The sequence below is a fragment of the Maritimibacter sp. genome (assembly GCF_016774595.1).
GTDB lineage: Bacteria > Pseudomonadota > Alphaproteobacteria > Rhodobacterales > Rhodobacteraceae > Maritimibacter > Maritimibacter alkaliphilus.
This window is the reverse complement of the sequence record NZ_JACBWT010000001.1, coordinates 472,301-494,393: the sequence shown is the minus strand read 5'-3', so window position 1 is coordinate 494,393 and position 22,093 is coordinate 472,301. Positions and strand designations below refer to the sequence as shown.

The 22,093-nt window shown below is 65.8% G+C and carries 22 protein-coding genes and 1 tRNA gene; 12 read left to right on the top strand and 11 right to left on the bottom strand.

Annotated features, from left to right (window positions below; all coding sequences use genetic code 11):
• Positions 1-11 precede the first annotated feature (11 nt).
• Positions 12-2,099 (top strand): 4Fe-4S binding protein, encoded by a 2,088-nt coding sequence (locus HOY44_RS02515; RefSeq protein ID WP_287432834.1) that lies wholly within the window; start codon positions 12-14, stop codon positions 2,097-2,099.
• Positions 2,096-2,971, top strand: a complete 876-nt coding sequence (locus HOY44_RS02510; protein WP_287432833.1) for an FAD:protein FMN transferase — start codon at positions 2,096-2,098, stop codon at positions 2,969-2,971. Before HOY44_RS02515 ends, HOY44_RS02510 begins: the two co-directional genes overlap by 4 nt.
• On the opposite strand, the gene HOY44_RS02505 is transcribed toward HOY44_RS02510, so the two are convergent.
• On the bottom strand, positions 2,968-3,861 hold the full coding sequence (locus tag HOY44_RS02505) for a substrate-binding periplasmic protein (protein ID WP_287432832.1): 894 nt from the start codon (positions 3,859-3,861) through the stop codon (positions 2,968-2,970). The genes HOY44_RS02510 and HOY44_RS02505 overlap by 4 nt on opposite strands.
• 4 nt (positions 3,862-3,865) lie before the next feature.
• Positions 3,866-4,552 (bottom strand): cytochrome c-550 PedF, encoded by a 687-nt coding sequence (pedF, locus tag HOY44_RS02500; protein WP_008335232.1) that lies wholly within the window; start codon positions 4,550-4,552, stop codon positions 3,866-3,868.
• Between the two features lie 190 nt (positions 4,553-4,742).
• Here pedF and HOY44_RS02495 point away from each other — a divergent pair, with 190 nt between their 5' ends.
• From HOY44_RS02495 to HOY44_RS02460, 8 genes are all read left to right on the top strand, one after another.
• Complete coding sequence (locus HOY44_RS02495) at positions 4,743-5,927, top strand: lanthanide ABC transporter ABC transporter substrate-binding protein PedA1 (RefSeq protein WP_287432820.1); 1,185 nt, start codon at positions 4,743-4,745, stop codon at positions 5,925-5,927.
• 1 nt (position 5,928) lies between these two features.
• Positions 5,929-6,885 carry a YVTN family beta-propeller repeat protein gene (locus HOY44_RS02490; RefSeq protein WP_287432819.1) on the top strand — a complete coding sequence of 319 codons (957 nt, stop codon included), beginning with the start codon at positions 5,929-5,931 and terminating at the stop codon, positions 6,883-6,885.
• Between the two features lie 42 nt (positions 6,886-6,927).
• Positions 6,928-7,374, top strand: a complete 447-nt coding sequence (locus tag HOY44_RS02485; protein WP_287432817.1) for a hypothetical protein — start codon at positions 6,928-6,930, stop codon at positions 7,372-7,374.
• An 18-nt stretch (positions 7,375-7,392) separates the two neighbouring features.
• A complete protein-coding gene (locus HOY44_RS02480; RefSeq protein WP_287432816.1) occupies positions 7,393-8,124 on the top strand; it encodes a lanthanide ABC transporter ATP-binding protein PedB/LutE in 732 nt (243 codons plus the stop codon).
• Complete coding sequence (locus HOY44_RS02475; protein WP_287432815.1) at positions 8,124-8,933, top strand: lanthanide ABC transporter permease protein PedC; 810 nt, start codon at positions 8,124-8,126, stop codon at positions 8,931-8,933. Before HOY44_RS02480 ends, HOY44_RS02475 begins: the two co-directional genes overlap by 1 nt.
• 70 nt (positions 8,934-9,003) lie before the next feature.
• Positions 9,004-9,576 (top strand): tetratricopeptide repeat protein, encoded by a 573-nt coding sequence (locus tag HOY44_RS02470; protein WP_287432814.1) that lies wholly within the window; start codon positions 9,004-9,006, stop codon positions 9,574-9,576.
• 138 nt (positions 9,577-9,714) lie between these two features.
• On the top strand, positions 9,715-10,092 hold the full coding sequence (locus HOY44_RS02465; RefSeq protein WP_287432813.1) for a c-type cytochrome: 378 nt from the start codon (positions 9,715-9,717) through the stop codon (positions 10,090-10,092).
• A 335-nt stretch (positions 10,093-10,427) separates the two neighbouring features.
• Positions 10,428-12,194, top strand: a complete 1,767-nt coding sequence (locus tag HOY44_RS02460) for a PQQ-dependent methanol/ethanol family dehydrogenase (RefSeq protein WP_287432812.1) — start codon at positions 10,428-10,430, stop codon at positions 12,192-12,194.
• A 250-nt stretch (positions 12,195-12,444) separates the two neighbouring features.
• Here the strand turns inward: HOY44_RS02460 and HOY44_RS02455 are convergent.
• From HOY44_RS02455 to HOY44_RS02435, 5 genes are all read right to left on the bottom strand, one after another.
• Positions 12,445-12,519 (bottom strand) — tRNA-Glu (locus HOY44_RS02455).
• A 76-nt stretch (positions 12,520-12,595) separates the two neighbouring features.
• Positions 12,596-13,126 (bottom strand): P-loop nucleotide/nucleoside kinase family protein, encoded by a 531-nt coding sequence (locus tag HOY44_RS02450; protein ID WP_287432810.1) that lies wholly within the window; start codon positions 13,124-13,126, stop codon positions 12,596-12,598.
• The gene (gene recJ / locus HOY44_RS02445; protein WP_287432809.1) at positions 13,123-14,871 is read right to left on the bottom strand and encodes a single-stranded-DNA-specific exonuclease RecJ; all 1,749 of its coding nucleotides are present in this window, start codon (positions 14,869-14,871) and stop codon (positions 13,123-13,125) included. The genes HOY44_RS02450 and recJ overlap by 4 nt, the downstream gene beginning before the upstream one ends.
• 9 nt (positions 14,872-14,880) lie before the next feature.
• Complete coding sequence (gene glpX, locus HOY44_RS02440; protein ID WP_287432808.1) at positions 14,881-15,858, bottom strand: class II fructose-bisphosphatase; 978 nt, start codon at positions 15,856-15,858, stop codon at positions 14,881-14,883.
• A gap of 103 nt (positions 15,859-15,961) precedes the next feature.
• Positions 15,962-16,648, bottom strand: a complete 687-nt coding sequence (locus HOY44_RS02435) for an FCD domain-containing protein (RefSeq protein ID WP_287432807.1) — start codon at positions 16,646-16,648, stop codon at positions 15,962-15,964.
• 195 nt (positions 16,649-16,843) lie between these two features.
• Between HOY44_RS02435 and dctP the strand changes: the two genes are divergently transcribed.
• A complete protein-coding gene (dctP, locus tag HOY44_RS02430; RefSeq protein WP_287432806.1) occupies positions 16,844-17,830 on the top strand; it encodes a TRAP transporter substrate-binding protein DctP in 987 nt (328 codons plus the stop codon).
• A gap of 54 nt (positions 17,831-17,884) precedes the next feature.
• Positions 17,885-18,328 carry a type II 3-dehydroquinate dehydratase gene (locus HOY44_RS02425; protein ID WP_287432804.1) on the top strand — a complete coding sequence of 148 codons (444 nt, stop codon included), beginning with the start codon at positions 17,885-17,887 and terminating at the stop codon, positions 18,326-18,328.
• A 130-nt stretch (positions 18,329-18,458) separates the two neighbouring features.
• On the opposite strand, the gene HOY44_RS02420 is transcribed toward HOY44_RS02425, so the two are convergent.
• The 4 genes from HOY44_RS02420 to pdeM all read right to left on the bottom strand — a co-directional run bounded on the left by HOY44_RS02420 (position 18,459) and on the right by pdeM (position 21,899).
• Positions 18,459-19,751, bottom strand: a complete 1,293-nt coding sequence (locus HOY44_RS02420; protein ID WP_008335353.1) for a homoserine dehydrogenase — start codon at positions 19,749-19,751, stop codon at positions 18,459-18,461.
• Positions 19,752-19,944: 193 nt separating this feature from the next.
• Entirely contained in the window at positions 19,945-20,736 is a 792-nt protein-coding gene (locus HOY44_RS02415) for a crotonase/enoyl-CoA hydratase family protein (protein ID WP_287432803.1), read from the bottom strand.
• Complete coding sequence (locus HOY44_RS02410; RefSeq protein ID WP_287432802.1) at positions 20,733-21,182, bottom strand: PaaI family thioesterase; 450 nt, start codon at positions 21,180-21,182, stop codon at positions 20,733-20,735. Before HOY44_RS02410 ends, HOY44_RS02415 begins: the two co-directional genes overlap by 4 nt.
• 66 nt (positions 21,183-21,248) lie before the next feature.
• On the bottom strand, positions 21,249-21,899 hold the full coding sequence (gene pdeM / locus HOY44_RS02405) for a ligase-associated DNA damage response endonuclease PdeM (protein ID WP_287432801.1): 651 nt from the start codon (positions 21,897-21,899) through the stop codon (positions 21,249-21,251).
• Between the last annotated feature and the right edge of the window lie 194 nt (positions 21,900-22,093).

The window sequence follows — 22,093 nt, the reverse complement described above, 5'->3', positions numbered from 1 at the left end:
AGCGTCGCCCCATGTGGAGGATCATCACCGCTGTCTGGCTTGCCTGTCTGACGCTCGCCTGCGCGCCCGGCGCGGTCGCGGCGGAATGGGCGCCTGCGTCGCGCGCCGAGATCGAGGGGCGGATCGTGCCGCCCTATGCGCTGGGCACGCCTATCGGTGACGACGGCGTTTACCATCTTCTGAACTCGGGCGGTGCCGAGATCGGCTATGCCTTCCAGACCGGGCCGCTCGCCCCGCTGCCGGGGTTTTCGGGCAAGCCCATCGACATGCTCGTTCTGCTCAAGCTCGACGGAACGATCATCGACGTCCGCCTCCTGTCCCAGAAAGAGCCGGTCTTCGTTTCGGGTCTGGGCGAGGCGCCGTTTCGGGCGTTTCTCGAACAATATCCGGGGCTTTCGATCACCCAGCCGCTTGTCGTCGGGGTGCCGTACGGCAAGGCGGGCGGTGGGTCCGACCTCGTCTATCTGGACGGGGTGACCAAGGCGACGGCGAGCGTGCGCATCGCCCACGAATCCATTCTCGCCGCCGCGCTACAGGTCGCGCGGGACAAGATGGCGGGGGTCGGCGGGGCATCGACCGCGCCGGCGCGTCCGAAGATGGAATATAACGAGGCGCTCGACTGGCAGGCGCTTGTCGACGAAGGGATCGCAAGGCGCCTGACGGTGACCAACGCCCAAGTCGACGCGGCCTTTGCCGGCACCATCTGGGCCTCGGACGACCCCGAGGCGCGCGCCGATCCTGAAGGCCTGTTCCTCGATTTGTGGCTGGTCGACATCGGTCCGCCTGCCGTCCAACGCGCCATCTTCGCCCCGGACACGGTGGACGAGCTTGCGCGGCTTTATGCAGTCAGCCCGGATGACGAACCGATCCTCGTGATGGATGGCGGTCGCCATGGCCTCGTGTCGGCGGATTTCGTGCGGAATACCGCGCCCGACAGGGTCTCCGCCGTTCAGGGCGGTTTCCCGGTCGCGCTGCGGGATGCGGATATGTTCCCCGCTTTCCTGCCCGGCGTGCCGGAGCATGACACCGCGATGATCCTGCGGGCCGATCGCAGGCTGGGGTTCGATCCGATCACCGAATGGGTGCTCAGGGTGCAGGCGGTGCGTGCGCACGGCATGTTCCAACCCGAAATCGGCGACGTGCATTTCGAGATCGCGTATCAAGCGCCGGAGCGGTTCTACGACGTGCCCGAGGTCGTGACACTGCGCCCCGCCTGGCAGGAGGCGATCGTGAACCGGCAGGGAGACCTGATCGCGCTGTCGGTGTTCCTCGTCGTGCTTCTGGGGCTCCTGGGGCCGGGGATGACTTGGTTCGCGGGGCTCGGATCATTCACCGCTATTCGGCTCGGCATTCTGGCCGTGGTCGTGGGGTTCATCGGATACTGGGGGCAGGGGCAGCTTTCCATCGTCACGGTCCTCGCCGTCCTGCGCGCGGCGGTCGGCGAGGGGTCTTTCGCCGTTCTGCTCTACGACCCGTTCTCACTCCTCATCTGGGCGGTGACGATCCTCGGTTTCGTGCTGTGGGGCCGGGGGCTGTTCTGCGGCTGGCTGTGCCCGTTCGGCGCGATGCAGGAGTTCGCGCATCACATCGGCCGCGCCCTCCGCCTGCCCGAAATCGAGGCGGGGCCACGGCTCGACCAGTGGCTCAAGAAGGTGAAATACATCGCGCTTTCGGGGCTGATCCTGACCGCCTTCGTGGTGCCCGATCAGGCCGAGAAGGCCGCCGAGATCGAGCCGTTCAAGACCGCGATCACCGTCTCGTTTCAGCGCGAATGGTTCTATGTCGCCTATGCGGCGCTCTGGCTGGGGCTCGGCACCGTCTTTTTCAAAGGCTTCTGTCGCTACGTCTGCCCATTGGGCGCGGTCATGGCCATCGGGGGGCTCTTGCGCACCCGGAGGTGGATCGCACGGCGAACAGACTGCGGCTCGCCCTGCCAGTTGTGCAGGGTCAAATGCCGCTACGGCGCGATCAAGAAGACCGGCGAAATCCAGTATGACGAGTGTTTCCAGTGCCTTGATTGCGTGTCGATCCATGACGATCCGACCCGCTGCGTGCCGCTCGTCCTTGCCGAAAAGCGCCGCACCAAGGTGGCCGCATGACCCTGACGCGCCGCAGGTTCATGGCCCTCATGGCGAGCCTTGCGATGCCGGGGGCGGCGGGCGCGGTGAGCCGCGAGGTCTGGCGCGGTCGTGCCTTTGGCGGTGACGTGTCGCTCGACCTGACCGGCCCGCGCGACCGTGTGGCGGCGGATCTCGTCAGGCTGACCGCCCGGATGCGCGAACTCGAGGCGCGCTTCACGCTCTACGAGGATGATGGGCCATTGGTGCGGTTGAACCTGACCGGGAAGGGGCCGCTCCACGGCGACCTGCGCCGGGTGATGGAGGTGTCGCGGCGGGTGCACGTCGCCACGAACGGCGTGTTCGACCCCACGGTGCAGTCGCTCTGGGCCGCACTGGCCGAAGGGCGCGGTGCGGATCTGTCCGCTGTGGGACTGGATCGTGTTCGGATGACAGATACCGAGATCACGCTGGCGAAGGGTCAGGCCCTGACCTTCAACGGCATCGCGCAGGGCTATGCCGCCGACGCCTTGCGCGCGATGCTTTCGGGCTGGGGCTATTCGACCGCGCTGGTCGACATGGGCGAACAGGCCGCGCTGGGCGGGCCGTTCCGGCTTGGGCTGGTGGACCCTGCGGCGGGGCGGATCGGTCAGGTCACGCTAACGGGTCAGGCGGCCGCCACATCCTCGCCCGCGGCCATGACCATCGGGGGGCGTGCGCATATCCTGCACCCGAAAGGCGGGCGCGCGATCTGGTCCACGGTGACGGTAATCGCAGCCTCCGCGACGCTTTCGGATGCGGCTTCGACCGCGTTCTGCTTGATGGAGCGGGACGACATCGGACAGGCCAAGGTCGCCCTCGGCCTGTCCGATGTGCTGCTCGTCGACAAAGACGGCGACCTCACCCGGTTTTAGCGGTCCGGCGGCAGAAACGTCAGGCCATGGGCCTTGAACAGGGCCTCGATCCGCCCGTCTGCAAGCGCCTTTTCGATAGCGTAGTCAACGGCATATCCCAGATCTCGGTGCTGGTGGTTGATCGCGACTCCTACCGTCCAGCGCGACCGGACAAGGCCCGGATACGGTGGGACGTGGATGTCCTGTGCCTCGGTCAGCCCCGCTTCAAGAACCGCGCGCGGCCCCATCGCGGCCATGACCTCGCCCGCGACGAGGGCGGTCATGGCGGCTTCGGTCGTCGGGAACCGATGCACCTTATCGCCCACCGCGCCCCGACCCACCGACGCGAGGTAGAAATCGGACAGCGAGTCGTTTTCGACCGCCACCGTGTCATAGCGGAAATAGGCTGGCGTCGGGCCGCCGTCGGGGTAGGCCGCGCGGTCAAAGGCGATGGCCAGTTCCTCGCCCGCGTATTGCCCGGTGAAGACGACCTGTTCGATCCGGCAGGTCAGTTCGCTGTCATAGGGCGCGTGCAGCATCACGTCGGACACGCGCCCGTTCACCACCGCGCCTTTCCAGACGTAGTTCATCAGGTCGGTGTCTAGGTTTTCGCCCGCCTGCACGAAGCGGAAGCGCGCCTCGACGCCCAGGTCGTCGGCGATGATCCTGCCGATCTCGATGTCGATGCCGACCGGCTGCCCGCCCGTTTTCACGGACCACGGCGCGAAATCCTCGTAGACCGCGAATTCGATCCAGCCTTCGTCGATGATCCGGTCGAACTCCCGCCCGATGTCCTGAGCGAAAGTGTTCTGCGGTTTGGGTTGCGGGACATAGTCCTCGCAACGCGCCAAGGCCGGCCCCGCGAAAGCAAGACCGGCCATCAGGCTCGTCAGAGCGAACAGGCGTGTCATGGCGTCAATGCGCGGCGGACAGGCCGACGGTCAGGATGTCGCCCGCCTGTTTCCACGTGGCCTGATCGTCCGACAGGATGCGCGAGGCCTCGAAGGCGACGGAATCCGCGATGGGCGCGCCCGAGCCGGTTTCGACGGTCGCGGCGATGTCGGCCAGTTCGACCTTGAGCGCCTCGGGGTCAGCGACCGACCCGGACAGAAGCTCGTCCCGGATCGCACCGAGGCGCGTGGCATGATCGTCCAGCGCCCCGTCATCGGGCCGCGTCTCGACATAGGTGCGGATGGCCCACGCGGCTTTCTGGCCCAGAAGCTCGCCGAACGCGGGCATCTTAGTGATCCCGTTCTGGGTCATGCCGTGGCGGAACCGTTCGACATACCATTCGTCACCGTATTCGGCGGCTTCCAGATAACGCAGGTCCGGGGCCAGCCCGCCGGACACGACGCCAAGCCCATGACAGCGCGCGCAGTTCTGGGTGTAGCCCGACGCCCCGATCTCGATCGCTTTCAACCAGGTTTCCTCGCCCACCGCTTCGGCGCGGTAGGGGTTTTCGATCAGCCATTCCTCGCCCACATCGGGCAGGGCTTCGGTGTTCACGGGCTGGGGCGTGACGTCGCCGTGACCGATGGCCATCCCGCCAAGCGTCAAGGTTCCGGCGAGCGTCGTGGCCGCGATGAGAGCGAGTTTCTGCATGGTGTTCCTCCGCGTTTCTCGGCCCAACTATCGGCGCGCCGCCGCGTCGCACCATTAGACCTTGGTGCAAGCCAATCGGCCCGATACGGCGCAAATCGCCGGAATCACGCCGGAAAAGGCATATCTGCGACCTAGGTCTAATGGGCCGTCGCGATGTCCTTCCTCTAGCGTCGTCGGCGTGGAGGAGACGATGCGCAAGATCGTGCGGAATGCGGCCCCGTGGGCCATTGGTCTGACGCTGGCCTGTTCGGGTGGGCTACTTGCCGAACCGCTTCAGGTTCGCGTCGGCTACCTTCGGCTCGAAGAACCGCCGCGCGCGGTTCTGTCGAACCTCGACACCGTGCCCGCCGACCTTGGCATCGCGGGGGCAAGGCTCGGGTTGGCCGACAACGCGACCACCGGCGCCTTCATGGGGCATGACTACGCCCTCGAAATCGTCTCGCTTGCGCCGGGTGGCGACGTGGTGGCGGCGGCGCGTGACATGGCGGGGCAGGTCGATCTGATCCTCGCCGACATGAACGCCGAGGCGCTTCTGAGCCTCGCCGATCTGCCGGATGCCGCCGGGGCGCTCATCTTCAACGTCTCCGACGCATCCGAACGCCTGCGTGATGCCGATTGCCGCGCGAACCTGCTTCATACCGCGACCGAGGCCGCGATGCGTTCGGATGCGCTGATGCAGGTTCTGTTGGCGAAACGCTGGACGAAAGTGGCCCTGATCGAAGGACCGGGGGGCGCGGACGCGGCGCTGGCCGCCGCCTACCGCGCATCTGCGCGAAAGTTCGGGGTCAGGATCGTCTCGGACGCCCGGTGGGACGACACCGCCGACCTGCGCCGCACGGCCTCGGCCGAGGTGCCGCTGCTCACGCAGGGGTTCAAGGATCACGACGTGGTGCTGGTGGCCGATGCCGCCGACGATTTCGCTCGCTACGTGGAACACAACACATGGGTGCCGCGTCCGGTGATCGGTGTCACCGGCCTGACCCCTGTGGCCTGGGCGCCGGTGGTCGAGCAATGGGGGGCGGCGCAGCTTCAATCCCGGTTCACCGACCTTGCGGCGCGCGACATGCAGCCCCGCGACTATGCCGCCTGGGCCGCCATGCGGGTGATCGGCGAAGCGGTGACGCGCACCAATACCGCCGACGCCCCTGCGCTGCGCGCCTACATCCTGTCCGATACCTTCGAACTTGCGGCGTTTCAGGGCCGCCCCCTCAGTTTTCGCCACTGGAACGGTCAGATGCGCCAGCCGATCCCGGTGGTGAACGCCCGCGCGGTCGTCGGTTCGGCCCCGCTCGACGGGTTCGAACATGCCCGCAACCCGTTGGACAGCCTCGGCCTCGACGCGCCGGAAAGCGCCTGCACGGCCTTTGGAGATTGATATGCTTCGCACCTTCGCAACCGCCCTCTGCCTTCTGTCGCCGCCCGCACTTGCCGGAGAGATCTGGGTCACGAACGAGAAGGACGATACGATCAGCGTCATCGACATCGAGACGCTCGAAGTGACCCGCACGATCCCCACGGGCGAGCGGCCACGCGGCATCACCTTCAACTCGGATCATTCGCTGGTGTTCATCTGCGCCTCGGATTCGAACGCGGTTCAGGTGATGGACCCGGACACGGGCGAAATTCTGCACGACCTTCCCTCCGGCGCCGATCCGGAGCAATTCGTGCTTGCGCCCGATGACCGTCACCTCTGGATCGCCAACGAAGACGATGCGGTCACGACGGTCGTCGATGTCGAAACCCGCAGGGTGGTCGCGCAGATCAACGTCGGGATCGAACCCGAGGGCATGGCCGTGTCGCCCGACGGCAAGACGGTGATTACCACGTCCGAGACCACGAACATGGCGCATTGGATCGACACGGACAGCAAGACGATCCGCGCCAACACGCTGGTCGATGCGCGGCCCCGGCACGCCGAGTTCATCAAGGATGGGACCGAGCTGTGGGTCAGTTCGGAAATCGGCGGAACCGTCTCGGTGTTTTCCACGGCGGATCAGGCCCCTGTGGCCAAGATCGCCTTCGCGATTCAAGGTGTGCACGAAGACCTGATCCAGCCGGTCGGGTTCGAAGTCACGCCGGATCAGAAGACCATCTTCGTCGCGCTCGGCCCGTCTAACCATGTCGCCGTGGTGAATGCCGAGACCTACGAGGTCGAAGACTACCTCCTCGTCGGGCGGCGGGTCTGGCACATGGCGTTTTCGCCGGATCACACCCGGCTTTTCACCACCAACGGCGTGTCCGGCGACGTCACCGTTATCGACGTGGTGCAACGGGAGCCGATCAAGACGATCAAGGTCGGCCGTTTCCCCTGGGGCGCGGCAACGCGACCCTGACGAAACGAGTGGCCATTGGCCCGGTTCATGGGAGGACCGAGAATGAAATGCATCACCCTGACTCTGGCGGCCGCCGTTTTCGCCTTTCCGGCGTTTGCCGACGACGACAGTGCCGCCGCGCGCTTCGGATTGGCGGGCATCCTGTCGGCCACGAATTCCGAAGACCTGCCGCCGATCATGCTGTCGGCGGGTCAGCCGCTCGCCGCTGCGCCGCTGGTTCTAAAGTCGGGCACTTATTACGAGATCGAGATCGAAGCGGACGGGTCGCAGGAGCTTGCGCTGGTCGGCGCGGGCTTTTTCCGGGCGATCTGGATCGACGAAATCGTGGTTGAAGGGCTTGAGATCCGCCCTCTCGGCATCGACAGTTTCGAGTTCGACGAGGCGGGCGTGATGGAGGTGGGCTTCGTCGCGATCAAACCCGGCAGTTACACCCTGAGCGTGCCGCAATCGCGCGGCGACCTTCAAACGCTTCAGATCACCATCGAATAGCAGGGTCAGGGGGAGCGGATGAGCGGTCTTTCGGTTCGAAACGTCACCTATCACTGGGGCAGGCACCGGGCGCTGGACGAGGTGTCGTTCGACGTGGCCCCCGGCGCGTTCTGTGCGCTCCTGGGCCCCAATGGCGCGGGCAAGTCGACGCTGTTCGGGCTGCTCACGGGGCTCTTCAGACCCGAGCGGGGCAGGCTGGTGCTGGCGGGTCACGACATGGACCGCGCGACCCGGTCGGCGCTTGCGGCGACGGGCGTCGTGTTCCAGCAACCGACCCTCGACCTCGACCTCTCGGTCTGGCGTAACATGCTTTATTTCGCCGGACTTCAGGGGCTCACGGGGCGCAGTATGCGCGGACGGGCCGAAGCGGCGCTGGCGCGTCTGGGGATGGAGGAGCGTGCGGGCGAAAAGGTGCGGGCGCTCAACGGCGGCCACCGTCGGCGGCTCGAAATCGCGCGGGCCTTGATGCACGACCCGCAGGTTTTGCTGCTCGATGAGCCGACCGTCGGTCTCGACGCGCCGACGCGCCACGACCTGACCGCGCATGTCCATGCGCTTGCCCGCGACGAGGGGTTGAGCGTGCTTTGGGCCACGCACTTGACCGACGAGGTGGCGCCGGGCGATCACCTCGTCATCATGCACAATGGTCGCGTTCTGGAAGAGGGACGCACCCCGGCGACGGGCCCCGCGCTGACCGCACATTTCCTTGCCATGACGGGCCGCGCGGTCCGGGCCGACGAGGCCGCCTGATGAAACACGCGCTGTCCGCTCTCATCTCGATCTGCCAGCGCGAGGGGCTTCGCTTTTTCGGGCAGACCGGGCGGCTGGTGGCGGCGCTCGTGCGACCGCTCATCTGGCTGTTCGTCTTCGCGGCGGGCTTTCGCGCGGCGCTCGGCCTGTCAATCACCCCGCCCTACGAGACCTATATCACCTTCGAGACCTACATCGTGCCGGGGCTGGTCGGGATGATCCTGCTGTTCAACGGCATGCAAAGCTCGCTGTCGCTGGTCATGGACCGCGAATTGGGCACCATGCGGCTGCTCCTCACCGCGCCGCTGCCGCGCTGGTGGCTTCTGACCTGCAAGCTGATTGCCGGCGCGCTGATGTCAGTGTTGCAGGCCTATGCATTCCTCGCCATCGCAGCCGTTTACGGCATCCGGTTTCCCGCGCTCGGTTACCTCACCGTCGCGCCCGTTTTGCTTGTCGCCGCCTTCATGGTGGGTGCGCTGGGGATCGCGTTGTCATCGACGATCAAACAGCTCGAAAATTTCGCGGGCGTGATGAACTTCGTCATCTTCCCGATGTTCTTTTTGTCCTCCGCTCTCTATCCGCTCTGGAAGATGGCCGAGGCGAGCGCGCTTCTGCACGACATCTGCGCCGCGAACCCCTTCACCCACGCGGTCGAAGCGGTTCGCTTCGCGCTCTACGTCCAGCCCAACTGGTTCGCGCTTGGCATCACGGTGGCGGCGGGACTTGTCTTCATGGGGATCGCGCTGTGGGGCTACGATCCGGGGCGGGGGATGGTGCGACAGAAGGCCGGGGGACCGGCAGGGTCGTAGAATTTTCGCGACGTAGGTCGGATAAACGGGCGGGGCGGGCTGTGGCACACTCCCGTTCGGAGGATACCCGATGACCCGACTATCGCTGATAGCAACCCTGCTGTTGTGTGCCTTGCCCGCCGGTGCCGAAGACTTCGCCCTGGATTTGGGCGAGGGCACGACGGTGGACGATGGCGGCACGCTGAACCCGCACGAAATGTCGATGGCCCGCGTGATGGAGAATATCCGAGACGGGCAATCGGGGATGGTCCTGTGTTCCACCGGCTACCTCGTCACCAAGTCCGGGCGTCACGGTCTGGCCCGCGAATTGTTCACGCGCTGCGCCGAAGATGGCTATACTGGCGCGATGACCTGGATGAGTCAGCTCGACGACAATGGGTTGGGCGGTGCGCAGGATCTGGAAGCGGCGACCGAATGGAACCGCCGGGCCGCCGAAGCGGGTGATCCCGTGGGCAAGTTCAACCGGGGTCTCGACCTCATGCGCGGCCGGGGCGTCGCGCAGGATGAGGAGGCCGGACGTAGACTGGTGGACGAAGCCGCGAACGAGGGCCTTCCGGTCGCAGAACGCCTGCGCCGCGCCGACTACGATCTGGACGAAGTGACGCCCGATGCCGACGAATGGCGGTATCAGACCCTGTTCTGACCGGGATTCGCGACGAAGGTCGTATATGACCCCCGACGAAGGTCGGGGGTTTTGTTTGACGTAAATCAAGGGTTCAGGGCGGCATCGGGCCGATCCTGAGAACCGCGATCACCCAAGGTCGCGGCTCAGGAGTTCCAAATGATACGTCTATCCCTCGCCCTCGTCGCCTGTCTCGCCACCCCCGCCATTGCCGATGAATACGACGCGATAAAGGCGCAGGCCGGTGAACGGCTTTTCGACAAGGAATGCCACCGCTGCCACTCGGTCGAGGCCGACCGGGCCAGCTATGGACCTTTGCTGAACGGCGTGCTGGGCCGGGCAGCCGGAACCTTTGCCGACTACCCTTATTCGGACGCCCTTCGGGGCGCCGGGTTCGTCTGGACCTCCGGCGCGCTCAAGGCATGGATGGAGGACAACGACGGGTTTCTTCCCGGCACCAAGATGCGCCATGTCGGTATCGACGATCCCACCGTTCAGGACTTCATCGTGACCTATCTCGCCAGTCTGACCGAGTAAGTCGCGGCGGCGCGGTCTGGGCCGCACGGCGCATCGGTGCGCGCCGCATTCTCACGTTGGCCTCCCGGCCCGGGTTCACGATCCGAACCCAAAAGACTGCATCGAACATCCTAGAAGCGGGCGAAAGGCCCGCAAATAGGACCAAAGGACAAGGCGCGGTTTGCTGTGCGAAACCCTTGAAAACAAGGGGGTCGTAGGGGTCTTACGACCTTTAGCCAATTTGCCCGGGGATAGGGCTTGCCGATCATGAAAGCGGCTCCACCAGCGTCCGGTCACATCATGGATCCCGGACGGGATCACGGGTCGGACGCCAGACTATCCATGGGAGGATACAGATGAACAGATTTGTCAAAGCCGCCGTCGCGGCGACCGTGGCCCTTGCCGCGTCCAGCCCGGCCTTCGCCAATGTGACGGAAGAGGACCTCGCCAACGACCGCGATACGCCCGAAAACATCCTGACCAACGGCATGGGGCGCGATCTTCAGCGCTACTCGCCGATGAACACGCTGAACAAGGACAACGTGCAGAACCTCGTGCCCGCCTGGGCCTTTTCGCTCGGTGGCGAAAAACAGCGCGGGCAGGAGACGCAGCCGCTCGTTTATGACGGCATGATGTATATCACCGGGTCCTATTCGCGCCTCTACGCGATCGATCTGGAGACCGGGGAAGAGGTCTGGCAATTCGACGCGCGCCTGCCCGAAGGCATTCTGCCCTGCTGCGACGTCATCAACCGCGGGGCGGCGATCTTCGGCGACAAGATCTATTTCGGCACGCTCGACGCCCGCATCGTCGCGCTCGACCTCAAGACCGGCGATACCGTCTGGAACAAGAAAATCGCCGAATACAAGGAAGGTTATTCCTACACCGCAGCGCCGCTGATCGTCGACGGCCTTGTCATCACCGGGAACTCCGGCGGTGAATTCGGCATCGTGGGCGAGGTGCAGGCCCGCGACGCCGAGACCGGCGAACTGGTCTGGACCCGCCCGGTGATCGAAGGTCACATGGGCACGCTCAACGGTGAAGAAAGCACCATAACGGGCGAGCTTAACGCGACATGGCCCGGCGATATGTGGAAGACCGGCGGGGGCGCCACATGGCTTGGCGGCTCGTATGACGCCGACACCGATACGCTCGTCTTCGGCACCGGGAACCCGGCCCCGTGGAACAGCCACCTGCGCAACGCGGGCACCCCGACCGAGGGCAACGCGGGCGACAACCTCTATGCCGCCTCGCGTCTGGGCATCGACCCGGCCACCGGCGAGATCAAATGGCACTTCCAAACCACCCCGCGCGAAGGCTGGGACTTCGACGGTGTGAACGAGGTCGTCGCGTTCGAGGATGCGGACGGCAACAAACGCTTCGCCACCGCCGACCGTAACGGCTTCTTCTACGTGCTGAACCGCGAAGACGGCGCCTTCGTGAACGCGACGCCCTTCGTGTCCGAGATCAGCTGGGCCTCCGGCATCGACGAGACGGGGCGCCCGATCTACAACGAAGACAATCGGCCGGGCAATCCGCTCGACGCCGAGAAGGGCGAGATGGTCTTCGCCGTGCCGTCCTTCCTTGGCGGCAAGAACTGGATGCCGATGGCCTTCAGCCAGAACACCGGCATGTTCTACGTCCCGTCGAACGAGTGGGGCATGGACATCTGGAACGAACCGATTTCCTACAAGAAGGGTGCCGCCTATCTGGGGGCCGGTTTCACCATCAAGCCGATCTTCGAGGATCACATCGGGTCACTGAAGGCGATCCAGCCCGAAACAGGCGAGATCAAGTGGGAATACAAGAACGACGCACCGCTCTGGGGTGGCGTGATGACCACCGCCGGGGGCCTCGTCTTCTTCGGCACGCCCGAGGGCAAGTTCATCGCGCTGGACGATGAGACCGGGGAAGAGCTGTGGTCGTTCCAGACCGGCTCCGGCATCGTCGGCCAGCCCGTCACCTACGAGATCGACGGTGAACAATACGTGACGGTCGTGTCCGGCTGGGGCGGCGCGGTTCCGCTCTGGGGCGGCGAGGTCGCGAAGAAGGTGAACTACCTCAACCAGGGTGGCACCGTCTGGACCTTCAAACTCCCGCGGCAGCTGGCCTCTGCCCAATAATCCTCCCGCTGCAAAAAGCGAACCAACTGACCCCGCGGCGCTCGCGGGGTCTTTTTTTTGTGCGAGGTTCGGCCTTTTTGGGCGGGGCACGGCCTGCGTCGGTGCGCGGCGGCACGCGGCGCTTCGGAGGCTTGTGCGGCGAGGGACAGAGCTCGCAGGCCAAGGCCAGCCGCACCGATTGGCGCTGCAAGATCGAACAGGTTGCGGAAGGTGCCCGCCAGTCCAGAAATCCCGAAGACTTATGGCAAAGTGGCAGCCCGTAGGGGAATCGAACCCCTCTTTCCAGGTTGAAAACCTGGCGTCCTAACCGATAGACGAACGGGCCGCGCTTGGCGTGAGGCGGTTTCTAGAAAAACGCCGGGTCGGGTGCAAGAGGGAAAATCGGCCCCGTGCAAAAAACTTTAGTCGCGGGTGGCGGTATCCCGCGCCGCCTCGAGGATCAGCGCGATCGCGGCCTCGATCCCCGTGGTTGCGGTGTCGATCATAAGGTCGCACTGGTCGGACGGCAGATACGTGCGGCCCTCGACGGCTTGCCAGTCGGGCAGGGTCATGCCCACGATGTCGGCTGCGCGGGTTTCGATGCGTTTGCGGTGCGCGGCCACGTCCGAACAGGTCAATTCGACGATCAGGTGGGCCGCGTTCAAGCCGGTCAGGGCCTTGGACCACAACCGTTCGGCTGCGGGCCAGCCGTGGACGGCATCGACCACCGCGGATTGCCCGAGGGTGAGCGCATCGCGCGCCAGAGCATAGGCGACCAGATAGCCCGCGTCGCCGGACGCGCCGTCGAACTTGAACCCCCGCGCCTTCATCGCGGCCTCGATGGTATCGATGCGCAGGTGCTGGGCGGGCAGGGCGGTCGCGACGGCACGCGAAAGGGTGGTCTTGCCGGTGCCGGGTAGCCCGCAGAGCGTGATGAGCACCGGGCGGGTCATGCCCGCGCGGCGTCTTCGAGGCGAAGCTGGGGGATCGAACGGCCTTGCCAGTGGTTGATCTCCAACCGTCCGGCCAGGTGGAACCGCGCGCCGCCGTGGCCTTCCAGCGCGGGGCCGAGCGGCCCGTCATAGGCGCCGAAGGCGATGGCGTCGATCTTGGCGCCCAGCCCGTCGCCGAAGCTGACCTTGAGGTGGCGGTCGCCTACGCGCTTGGCGAAGGCGATCTGCACATCGGGGAAGGCGAAGCGCGGGGCGGGCGCGCCCGCGCCGAACGGTCCCGCCGCTTCGATCTCGTCTATAAGGTCCACGGTGGCTGCGCCGGGCATGAGAATCCCGTCCACCGCCAGATCGCGGGGGCCACCCGCGCCCGCGCCTTGGCGTGCCAGAAGCTCGGACAGGCGCGCCATGGCGGGTTCGAGTTGCGCGCGGCTCAAGGACAGGCCCGCCGCCATCTTGTGCCCGCCGCCCTTCTCGATCAGCCCTTCAGCGGCGAGTTTCTGGATCGACGCGCCAAGGTCGACGCCCGAGACCGAGCGGCCCGACCCCTTGCCTTCGTCGCCGTCGAAACCGATCACGATGGCCGGGCGATGCGCCGCGTCCTTGAGGCGCGAGGCGACGATGCCGACGACGCCCGGATGCCAGCCGTCGGCGGCGGCCCAGACGAGCGGCGCGTCCAGCCCGCGCGCTTCGGCCTGATCCAGCGCGGCGAGGCGCACCTGTTCCTCGATTTCCCGCCGTTCGGTGTTGAGCTGGTCGAGACGCGCGGCCAGCGCGCCCGCTTCGGCCGGGTCGATGCAGGCCAGAAGCCGCGCGCCGAGGTCGGCCTTGCCGATGCGCCCGCCCGCATTGACGCGCGGCCCCATGAGGAAGCCCAGATGATACGGGCGCGGCGCCTCGTTCATCCGCGCCACGTCCGCCAGCGCCACCATGCCGGGGCGTCCGCGCTGGGCCATGATCTTCAACCCTTGTGTCACCAGCGCCCGGTTGGCCCCCACAAGCGGTGCCACGTCCGCCACGGTGGCAAGCGCGACAAGGTCGAGCATCCCCATGAGGTCCGGTCCACGTCGCCCGGCTTCGCGCATCTGGCGGCCCGCTTCGACGAGCATGAGGAACACGACCCCGGCGGCACAAAGATAGCCCGGCGCATCGACCTCATCCTGCCGGTTGGGGTTCACGACGGCCAGCGCGGGCGGCAGCGTTTCGCCGCCCAGATGGTGATCGAGCACCACGACCTCGGCCCCCTTGGCGTTCGCGGCTGCGATGGGCTCATGGCTGAGAGTGCCGCAGTCGACGCAGACGATGAGACTGTGAGTCTCCGCCAGCGCCTCCATCGCCGGGACGTTGGGGCCATAGCCCTCGTCGATCCGGTCGGGAATGTAGAGCGTGATGTCGCGCCCCATCCGGCGCATCCAGTCGATGAGAAGCGCGGCAGACGATCCGCCGTCCACGTCGTAGTCGGCGAACACGGCCACGCGCTCGTTCTTGTCGACAGCAGCCAGCAGGCGTGCGGCGGCGCGATCCATGTCGCGCATCGAACGCGGGTCGGGCAGCGTGTCGCGGATCGTGGGGGCGAGGAACCCCACCGCTTCGTCCGCCTGCACACCCCGGCGGGCGAGGACGGCGCAGACGGGCGCCGACAGGCCGGTCGCCTGCACCAGCGCCTCGGCCTGTCGTTCCAGTTCGACCCCGGGGCCGGTCCAGCGCCGACCCGTGAGGCTGTTGTCTACGTCGAGAAATGCGGCCACGTGGCCCCCTTACGCGCCCACCCACTCCTTCGGGTTGCGGTAGGTCATACGCCGGACCGAACCGGATTTCGAGCGCATCAGGATGGTCTCGGTGGTCAGGTGGTGCGGCTCGCGGATGATGCCGCGCACGATCGACCCGTCGGTCACGCCGGTGGCGGCGAAGATCACGTCGGCGCGCACCATTTCGTCGCGGGAATAGACCTTGTCGAGGTCGGTGATCCCGGCCTTGGCGGCGCGGCCCCGCTCGTCATCGTTGCGGAAGGTGAGTTGGCCCCACATCTGCCCGCCCATGCATTTCAGCGCAGAGGCGGCCAGAACGCCCTCGGGCGCGCCGCCCGATCCCATATACATGTCGATGCCCGTGGTCGGTTCGGCGCAATGGATCACCCCGGCCACGTCGCCATCGGTGATGAGGCGGATCGCGGCCCCGGTGGAGCGGATGTCGGCGATCATGTCTTCATGGCGCGGGCGTTCCAGCACGCAGACCGTGATGTCGGACGGCTCGCAGCCCTTGGCGTTGGCCAGCGCCTTGACGCGTTCCGACGGGCTCATGTCGAGCGAGACGACGTTTTCCGGGTAGCCCGGCCCGATCGCCAGCTTTTCCATGTAGACGTCGGGGGCGTGGAGCAGCGTGCCGCGCGGCGCCATGGCGATCACGGTCAGCGCGTTCGGCATATCCTTGGCGGTCAGCGTCGTGCCTTCGAGCGGGTCGAGCGCGATGTCCACCTCGGGCCCGTTTCCGGTGCCGACCTCTTCGCCGATGTAGAGCATCGGGGCCTCGTCCCGCTCGCCCTCACCGATGACGACGGTGCCCTTGATGTCGAGCAGGTTGAGCTGGTCGCGCATGGCGTTGACCGCGGCCTGGTCGGCGGCTTTCTCGTCGCCGCGCCCCACCAGTTTGGCCGAGGCCATCGCGGCGGCCTCCGACACGCGGGCAAGGCCCAGTGACAGCATGCGGTCGGCAAATACGACGGGAGAAGCAGACATGTTCGGAAGTCCCTCAGAATTTTGGTTGGCCAACACCTAGCAGGCGGCGCGAGGGGGGCCAAGCGTCCCCAGCGCGTTTAGCGCAACCAGTGTTGCCCGTGTTTCAGGCAGGTATCCGACCGGAGGCCAGAATGTGTTCGACACCGCTGCCGATGTGGGAGGTCAGCAGGGATACGGCAGCCTCGGTGTCGCGCGCGATCACCAGATCGCGCAGCTTCGCATGTTCGTCGGCAGCCGGGCGGCCGCGAAAGTCCAGAACGATCATGTGATAGCGGATGAACCGGTCGAAGGCGTTGGAATGGGCGGCCATGAGCGCCGGCGAGGCGCAGGCCGAAATGGTGGCATGGTGAAATTCCCAGTCCTGCTGCACCCAGTCGTTCACCGAGTTCATGTCGCCCGCGATCAATTGCTCTTCGACCGTGTGCAGCATGTAGTAGGAGCGGACCACATCCGCCTCCCACGACAGATCCCCGGTGGCGAGCGACAGGCGAAGCGCCTGTGTTTCCAGCAAGGTGCGCAACGCAGCGATGTCGCGCAGGCCCGCGACCGAAACCGGCGCGACCTCGAACCCCTTCTGCCCTTCGGCGACCACGAGGTCTTCGACCCAGAGCCGCGTCAGGATCTCACGCACCGTTCCGGCGCCAATGTCGTAGCGGTCTTTCAACTGGTCGATCCGCAGCTTTTCGCCCGGACCTACGATCCCGCGGATGATATCGAATTTCAGACGTCTGTAGGCCGTCTCTCCGACAGTCTCGTTAATCGCGGCGTCGGCGTAGGTTTTCTTGATCATCAGACAAAAGCCCGTTTCTGGCGGTCATACGATTATTCCCGAAACACGCGATAATGTCAGCCCGGGCGAAAGCAAAGCCGATGTTTGGCAAGCGCATCGGCCCTACCGCTTTCGCTTTACAGCCCGCGTCGAGTCAGCATATGAATTTAAAATCATCCGATGAAAATAGATTCATCGGCAAAAGGGAGGAATGACATGACTTTCAGATTGGGCCGTCGCGCCCTTCTTTCGCTTGCGGTCGCCACGTCGGTCATGGCCGCCGTGCCCGCCACGGCTCAGGATACCGTCGAGCTGAACTTTTCCGCCGTGTTCTCGGCCAATGACATCCGCGCCGAGATGATGAACAAGTTCGCAGAGGCGCTGACCGACGAGTTCACCTTCAATGGCTATTACGGTGCGACCCTGTTCGCGCAGGGGACCGAGCTTGTGGCGATCCAGCGCGGCAACCTCGAAATGGGGAACATCGCGCCGCAGGACGTGTCGAACCAGCTTCCGGCGTTCTCGATCCTGACTTCGGCCTACCTGTTCCGCGATGCCGACCACCTGCGGACCTTCTTCAACTCCGAGCCGGGCGAGGAGATGAAGGCGATGGCGGAGGACGAGCTTGGGATCAAGATCCTCGGCCCGACCTACTTCGGCACCCGTCAGGTCGGCCTGCGAATCGACAAGGAAATCAACACGCCCGAGGATATGGCGGGTGTGAAGCTGCGGATGCCGGGCGGTGAGGCGTGGCAGTTCCTGGGCGAGGCACTGGGCGCGAACCCGACTCCGATGGCCTATGCCGAGGTCTACACCGGCCTTGCGACGGGTGCGATCGACGGGCAGGACAACCCGCTGCCCAACGTGCAGAACATGAAGTTCTACGAGGTCGAGACCCAGACGGTTCTGACCTCGCATCTTGTGGGATACGACCTGCTCGTGATCTCGAAAGAGGTCTGGGATGGCCTGTCGGATGAACAGAAAGCCACCGTGCAAAGTGCAGCGGACGAGGCGATCGCATGGTCGACCGAACAGCATCTGGCGCAGGAAGCGGAACTCGTCGCGTTCTTCGAGAGCGAAGGGATGACGTTCCATACGCCGGATGTGGACGCGTTTCGTGCCTACGCGCAGGACAAGTATCTGAATTCGGATCTGTCGAAGGACTGGCCCGAAGGGATGCTGGACAAGATCAACGGCCTGTGACTGCCCGAGGAGGCCTGAACGGCCGCCTCACTTCCCCATGAGAAGGACACCGTGATGAGCCGCGGTCTTTACGTATTGAACGGCCCGAACCTGAACCGGCTCGGGTTGCGAGAGCCTGACATCTACGGTCACACGACGCTGGCCCAGATCGAAGCCATGTGTCGGGAGGCGGTGGGCGACGCGCCGCTGGAGTTTCGGCAGACGAACGCGGAATACCAGCTGATCGACTGGATTCACGAAGCCTGCGATAGGGCCGACGCGCTTGTCATCAACCCCGCAGGTCTCAGTTTTCGATCAATCCCGGTGCTCGATGCCCTTAAAATGTTCTCCGGGCCGCTCATAGAATTGCATATTTCGAACATCCATGCCCGGGATGAGATCTACCGGACGTCGCTGGTGTCGCCCGTCGCGACGGCGGTGATCTGCGGGCTCGGCGCACGCGGTTACGACCACGCGGTTCGCGCGGCCCTGGACCTCGTGACGGATCGCGCGGTCTGAGGCCGCCGGGAATGGTGACAGGAGAAAGCGGCCGGGCGCAAAGCCTGCCTCACATGGCCTGAAGCTCACGAATGGCGGCCGGGGATTGCCCGGTCGCGCCGGCTTGCCCCTTGGGCGTCGGGGCCGACCGTCAGACTTCCTCGATACGGATCGCGACCGGATCGCCCTCGACGACGCCGGTGGCCCCGAGGCCCGAGAGCGCCTCGTCGATCGCGGCGCGGGTCGTGGTGTGGGTCACGATGATGACGGGGGCGGTGCCCTCGTCATGGCCGTATTGGCGCATCCGGTTGATCGACACGCCCGCGTCGCCCAGAACAGCGGCGACTTTCGCCAGCGCGCCGGGTTTGTCCATCAGCGACATGCGCAGGTAATACGCGGCGGGAACGGTGGCCTTGGCGGGCTTTGCAGGCACCAGATCGGTGGCCCGTTTGCCGAAGGTCGAAATCGTGATGCCGCGCGCGATGTCCATGACGTCGCCCATGACGGCGGAGGCGGTCGGGCCTTCGCCCGCGCCCGCGCCCCGCATGACGATCTGGCCGACGCTGTCGCCCTCGATCACCACCATGTTGGTGCCGCCTTCGAGCTGGCCCAGCGGTGAGGCGGCAGGGACGAGGCAGGGCGACATGCGCTGTTCCAGCCCACGGCCCGTCATCTGCGCGACGCCGAGCAGCTTGATCCGGTAGCCCATGTCGGCGGCTTGCTCGATATCCTCGATCTTGATGCGCTCGATGCCTTCAAGCTCGACCCCGTCGAAGTTGACCTGCGTGCCGAAGGCGATGGAGGATAGGAGCGACAGCTTGTGGCCCGCGTCGATCCCGCCCACGTCGAGCTGCGGATCGGCTTCGAGGAAGCCCAGCTTGTCGGCCTCGTCGAACACCACGTCATAGGGCAGTTCGGCGTCGTACATGCGGGTCAGGATGTAATTGCAGGTGCCGTTCATCACGCCCATGACCCGCGTGATCTCGTTCCCCGCAAGCCCTTCGGTCAGCGCCTTGATGACCGGGATGCCCCCGGCGACGGCGGCTTCGAACCGGAGCACAACATCGGCCGCCTCGGCAGCCTCGGCGATGGCTTGGCCGTGATGGGCGAGCAGCGCCTTGTTGGCGGTGACGACGTGTTTGCCTGCGGCGATGGCCGCTTCCACGCTCGCCTTGGCCGGTCCGTCGGACCCGCCCATGAGTTCGACGTAGACATCGACATCGTCGCGGGTGGCGAGCGTGACGGGATCGTCTTCCCAGTCATACTTGCCAAGATCCACGCCGCGATCCTTGGCGCGGTTGCGGGCGGCGACGGCGGTGATCGCGACGGGGCGGCCCGTGCGTTCCTCGATCAGCTTGGCGTGTTTACGCACGATCTTGATGACGCCGACGCCGACGGTACCGAGACCTGCGATGCCGAGGCGAAGCGGGGCGGGGGTGGACATGGCGGATCTCCGTCGAAATTGCGCTGCGTCCACTTATCCAAAGGCCTTGCTGGGTGCAATGGAGGGTTTGCGCCGGGCTTGCCCGTCGCGAGGGGGCGGGCGCGGGCAAGCCCGCGCCCGCAAGGGGCGTTGCCCCTCGCCCCGCCAAGGCGGGCCTCACCCCAAGGTTTCCGGAAACAGAGAAGGGGCGCGGTCAGTCCGTGAAATTCGGGGCGCGTTTCTGCAGACCTGCCATCACCGCCTCCATCTGGTTCGCGGTGCCGATGAGTTCCTGTTGAATGCGGCTTTCAGCAAGGAGCGTGTCGGCGGGGGAGGTCTGTTCGGTCGCGGAAATCAGCCGTTTTGCGGCGCGGATCGCATCCGGGGATTTGCCGGCGATGGCGGTGGCGAGCTCCATTGCGCGGGCGAGCGGGTCGTCGGTGATTTCGGTCACCACGCCCCAGTGGAGCGCCTGCTCGGCACCGAAGGTTTCGGCGGTATAGGTCAGGCGGCGCAGGATGTCGCCGCGCATCAGGCGGCGGGCGAGGTGAAGCCCGCCCATGTCCGGCACGATGCCCCATTTGAGCTCCATGACGGAAAAGCGCGCGTCGGGGGCGGTGATGCGCATGTCGGGGCCGAGCGCGATCTGGAACCCGCCGCCCAGCGTGTGGCCGTTGATTGCCGCGATGACGGGAACGGGGCATTCGGCCCAGACCATCGCGGTCGCCTGAAACTTGTTGGCGATGCCATGGGTGCGGGGCATCAACCCGTCCCCCTGCGCATCTTGCGCGATATTGGCCATCGACGCCATGTCGAGTCCGGCGCAGAAGGCTTTCGGCCCGCCGGTGAGGACGACGGCGCGCACACCCTTGGTGGTCGAAACCTCTTGCCCCGCCGCGATGATCGCGTCGATCTGCTCCGGGTCCAGCGCGTTCATCTTGTCGTGCCGGTTCATCGTGACGAGCGCCACGTGATCCTGAATGTCGATGGTGACGCGGTCGGTCATGTCGTTGGCTCCACGAGTGGGACGGGCACCATCGTGCCCATGAGTTTCGCGATAAGGGTGCGGGCGCCCACGGTTTCGGACCACACGTCGGCCTCGACGATGGTCAGGCGACGGCCGGGCCGGATCACGCGGCCGGTGGCCACGAGGCGCTCGCCACGCCCGGGGGCGAGGAGGTGGATCTTCATCTCGGAGGTGACGATTTCGTTCCCCGTGGGCAACAGCGACGAAGCCGCATAGCCCGCCGCCGAATCCCCGATCGAAAAGGCGAGGCCGGCATGGGTCGACCCCTGCTGTTGCAGGGTGCCGGGCGGGATCGTCGACACGATGGTGACGGTGCCGGGGCGCACGTCGGTCATGGTGGCGCCCAGCGTTTCCATCATCGGCTGACGGGCGAAGCTCGCACGCACGCGTGCCTCGAAGTCCGGGTCTTTCGGTGTGAAGTCCATGCCATCGCCTCCCTCGCTGCATCCTGTCGGGGTGCGGGGCGAGGGGCAAGCGTGACGCGGCGGCGGCTAACGCGGCATCGGGATCGCGAGCGGGCGCGTCCCGGTCAGGACCGCGACGGCGCCCGGTTGCATGAGCGTGGTGAGCGCGCGGTCGTGGCTGCGCAGACCGCCGGTATAGGTGCCGTAGGCGGGCAGGATCACGCGGGCGTCGTCACGCAGCAGGCAGGGCCGGGCGCGCCCGGCGACCCGTGCCTTGGGGTGGTAATGTCCCGAGACCTCGCCCGCCGCGCCGGGGGCGGCGATGTGCCGGAAGGTGAGGGGGCCGAGGGTCAAGTCTGCGCGGTGATCGCCGCCGAGTTCCACGGGGCCGGGGTCGTGGTTGCCTTCGATCCAGACCCAGCGGCGTCCGGCCATCAGGCGGGTGATCCAAAGCGCCACGCTGTCGTCCAGCCCATGCGCGGCTGCGTCGTCGTCGAAACTGTCGCCCAAGCAGATGACGGTCGTCGCCCCGGTCGCGTCGATGTCGGTTTCGAGGCGCTTGAGCGTATCCTGCACTTCGTAAGGGGGAAGCAGCGCGCCGGCACGCCGAGCGAACCGCTCCGACCGGCCGAGGTGCAGGTCCGAGACGACAAGCAAGCGTTCGGCGGGCCAGAACAGCGCGCCGGTCGGGCGGAAGGACAGGTCGGCGCCCGCGAAGGTGAAGGGGTGGTCGTTCATGGTCTGTTCTTTGCCTTGCAGGGCGTGGGTTTGCAAGGGCGAGATGGGGTGGAGAGGTGCGAATTTGAACGTTGGAGGGGGTGGACGTGTTAACGCGTTAACGTTTTAGCGTCGGTGGATGGTTCGTAAGATCATGGTTCCATTGGAAAATATCTGTATGCACCGATACTAGAATACTAGGATTCTAGTATCCT

Coding starts and splice junctions, on each gene's coding strand:
- HOY44_RS02515 (WP_287432834.1), top strand. CDS start 12: ATGTGGAGGATCATCACCGCTGTCTGGCTTGCCTGTCTGACGCTCGCC.
- pdeM (WP_287432801.1), bottom strand. CDS start 21,899: ATGAACGACCACCCCTTCACCTTCGCGGGCGCCGACCTGTCCTTCCGC.
- dctP (WP_287432806.1), top strand. CDS start 16,844: ATGACTTTCAGATTGGGCCGTCGCGCCCTTCTTTCGCTTGCGGTCGCC.
- HOY44_RS02465 (WP_287432813.1), top strand. CDS start 9,715: ATGATACGTCTATCCCTCGCCCTCGTCGCCTGTCTCGCCACCCCCGCC.
- HOY44_RS02450 (WP_287432810.1), bottom strand. CDS start 13,126: ATGACCCGCCCGGTGCTCATCACGCTCTGCGGGCTACCCGGCACCGGC.
- HOY44_RS02470 (WP_287432814.1), top strand. CDS start 9,004: ATGACCCGACTATCGCTGATAGCAACCCTGCTGTTGTGTGCCTTGCCC.
- HOY44_RS02505 (WP_287432832.1), bottom strand. CDS start 3,861: ATGACACGCCTGTTCGCTCTGACGAGCCTGATGGCCGGTCTTGCTTTC.
- HOY44_RS02415 (WP_287432803.1), bottom strand. CDS start 20,736: ATGACCGACCGCGTCACCATCGACATTCAGGATCACGTGGCGCTCGTC.
- pedF (WP_008335232.1), bottom strand. CDS start 4,552: ATGCAGAAACTCGCTCTCATCGCGGCCACGACGCTCGCCGGAACCTTG.
- glpX (WP_287432808.1), bottom strand. CDS start 15,858: ATGTCTGCTTCTCCCGTCGTATTTGCCGACCGCATGCTGTCACTGGGC.
- HOY44_RS02510 (WP_287432833.1), top strand. CDS start 2,096: ATGACCCTGACGCGCCGCAGGTTCATGGCCCTCATGGCGAGCCTTGCG.
- HOY44_RS02485 (WP_287432817.1), top strand. CDS start 6,928: ATGAAATGCATCACCCTGACTCTGGCGGCCGCCGTTTTCGCCTTTCCG.
- HOY44_RS02495 (WP_287432820.1), top strand. CDS start 4,743: ATGCGCAAGATCGTGCGGAATGCGGCCCCGTGGGCCATTGGTCTGACG.
- HOY44_RS02480 (WP_287432816.1), top strand. CDS start 7,393: ATGAGCGGTCTTTCGGTTCGAAACGTCACCTATCACTGGGGCAGGCAC.
- HOY44_RS02475 (WP_287432815.1), top strand. CDS start 8,124: ATGAAACACGCGCTGTCCGCTCTCATCTCGATCTGCCAGCGCGAGGGG.
- HOY44_RS02410 (WP_287432802.1), bottom strand. CDS start 21,182: ATGGACTTCACACCGAAAGACCCGGACTTCGAGGCACGCGTGCGTGCG.
- HOY44_RS02420 (WP_008335353.1), bottom strand. CDS start 19,751: ATGTCCACCCCCGCCCCGCTTCGCCTCGGCATCGCAGGTCTCGGTACC.
- HOY44_RS02460 (WP_287432812.1), top strand. CDS start 10,428: ATGAACAGATTTGTCAAAGCCGCCGTCGCGGCGACCGTGGCCCTTGCC.
- HOY44_RS02425 (WP_287432804.1), top strand. CDS start 17,885: ATGAGCCGCGGTCTTTACGTATTGAACGGCCCGAACCTGAACCGGCTC.
- HOY44_RS02435 (WP_287432807.1), bottom strand. CDS start 16,648: ATGATCAAGAAAACCTACGCCGACGCCGCGATTAACGAGACTGTCGGA.
- HOY44_RS02490 (WP_287432819.1), top strand. CDS start 5,929: ATGCTTCGCACCTTCGCAACCGCCCTCTGCCTTCTGTCGCCGCCCGCA.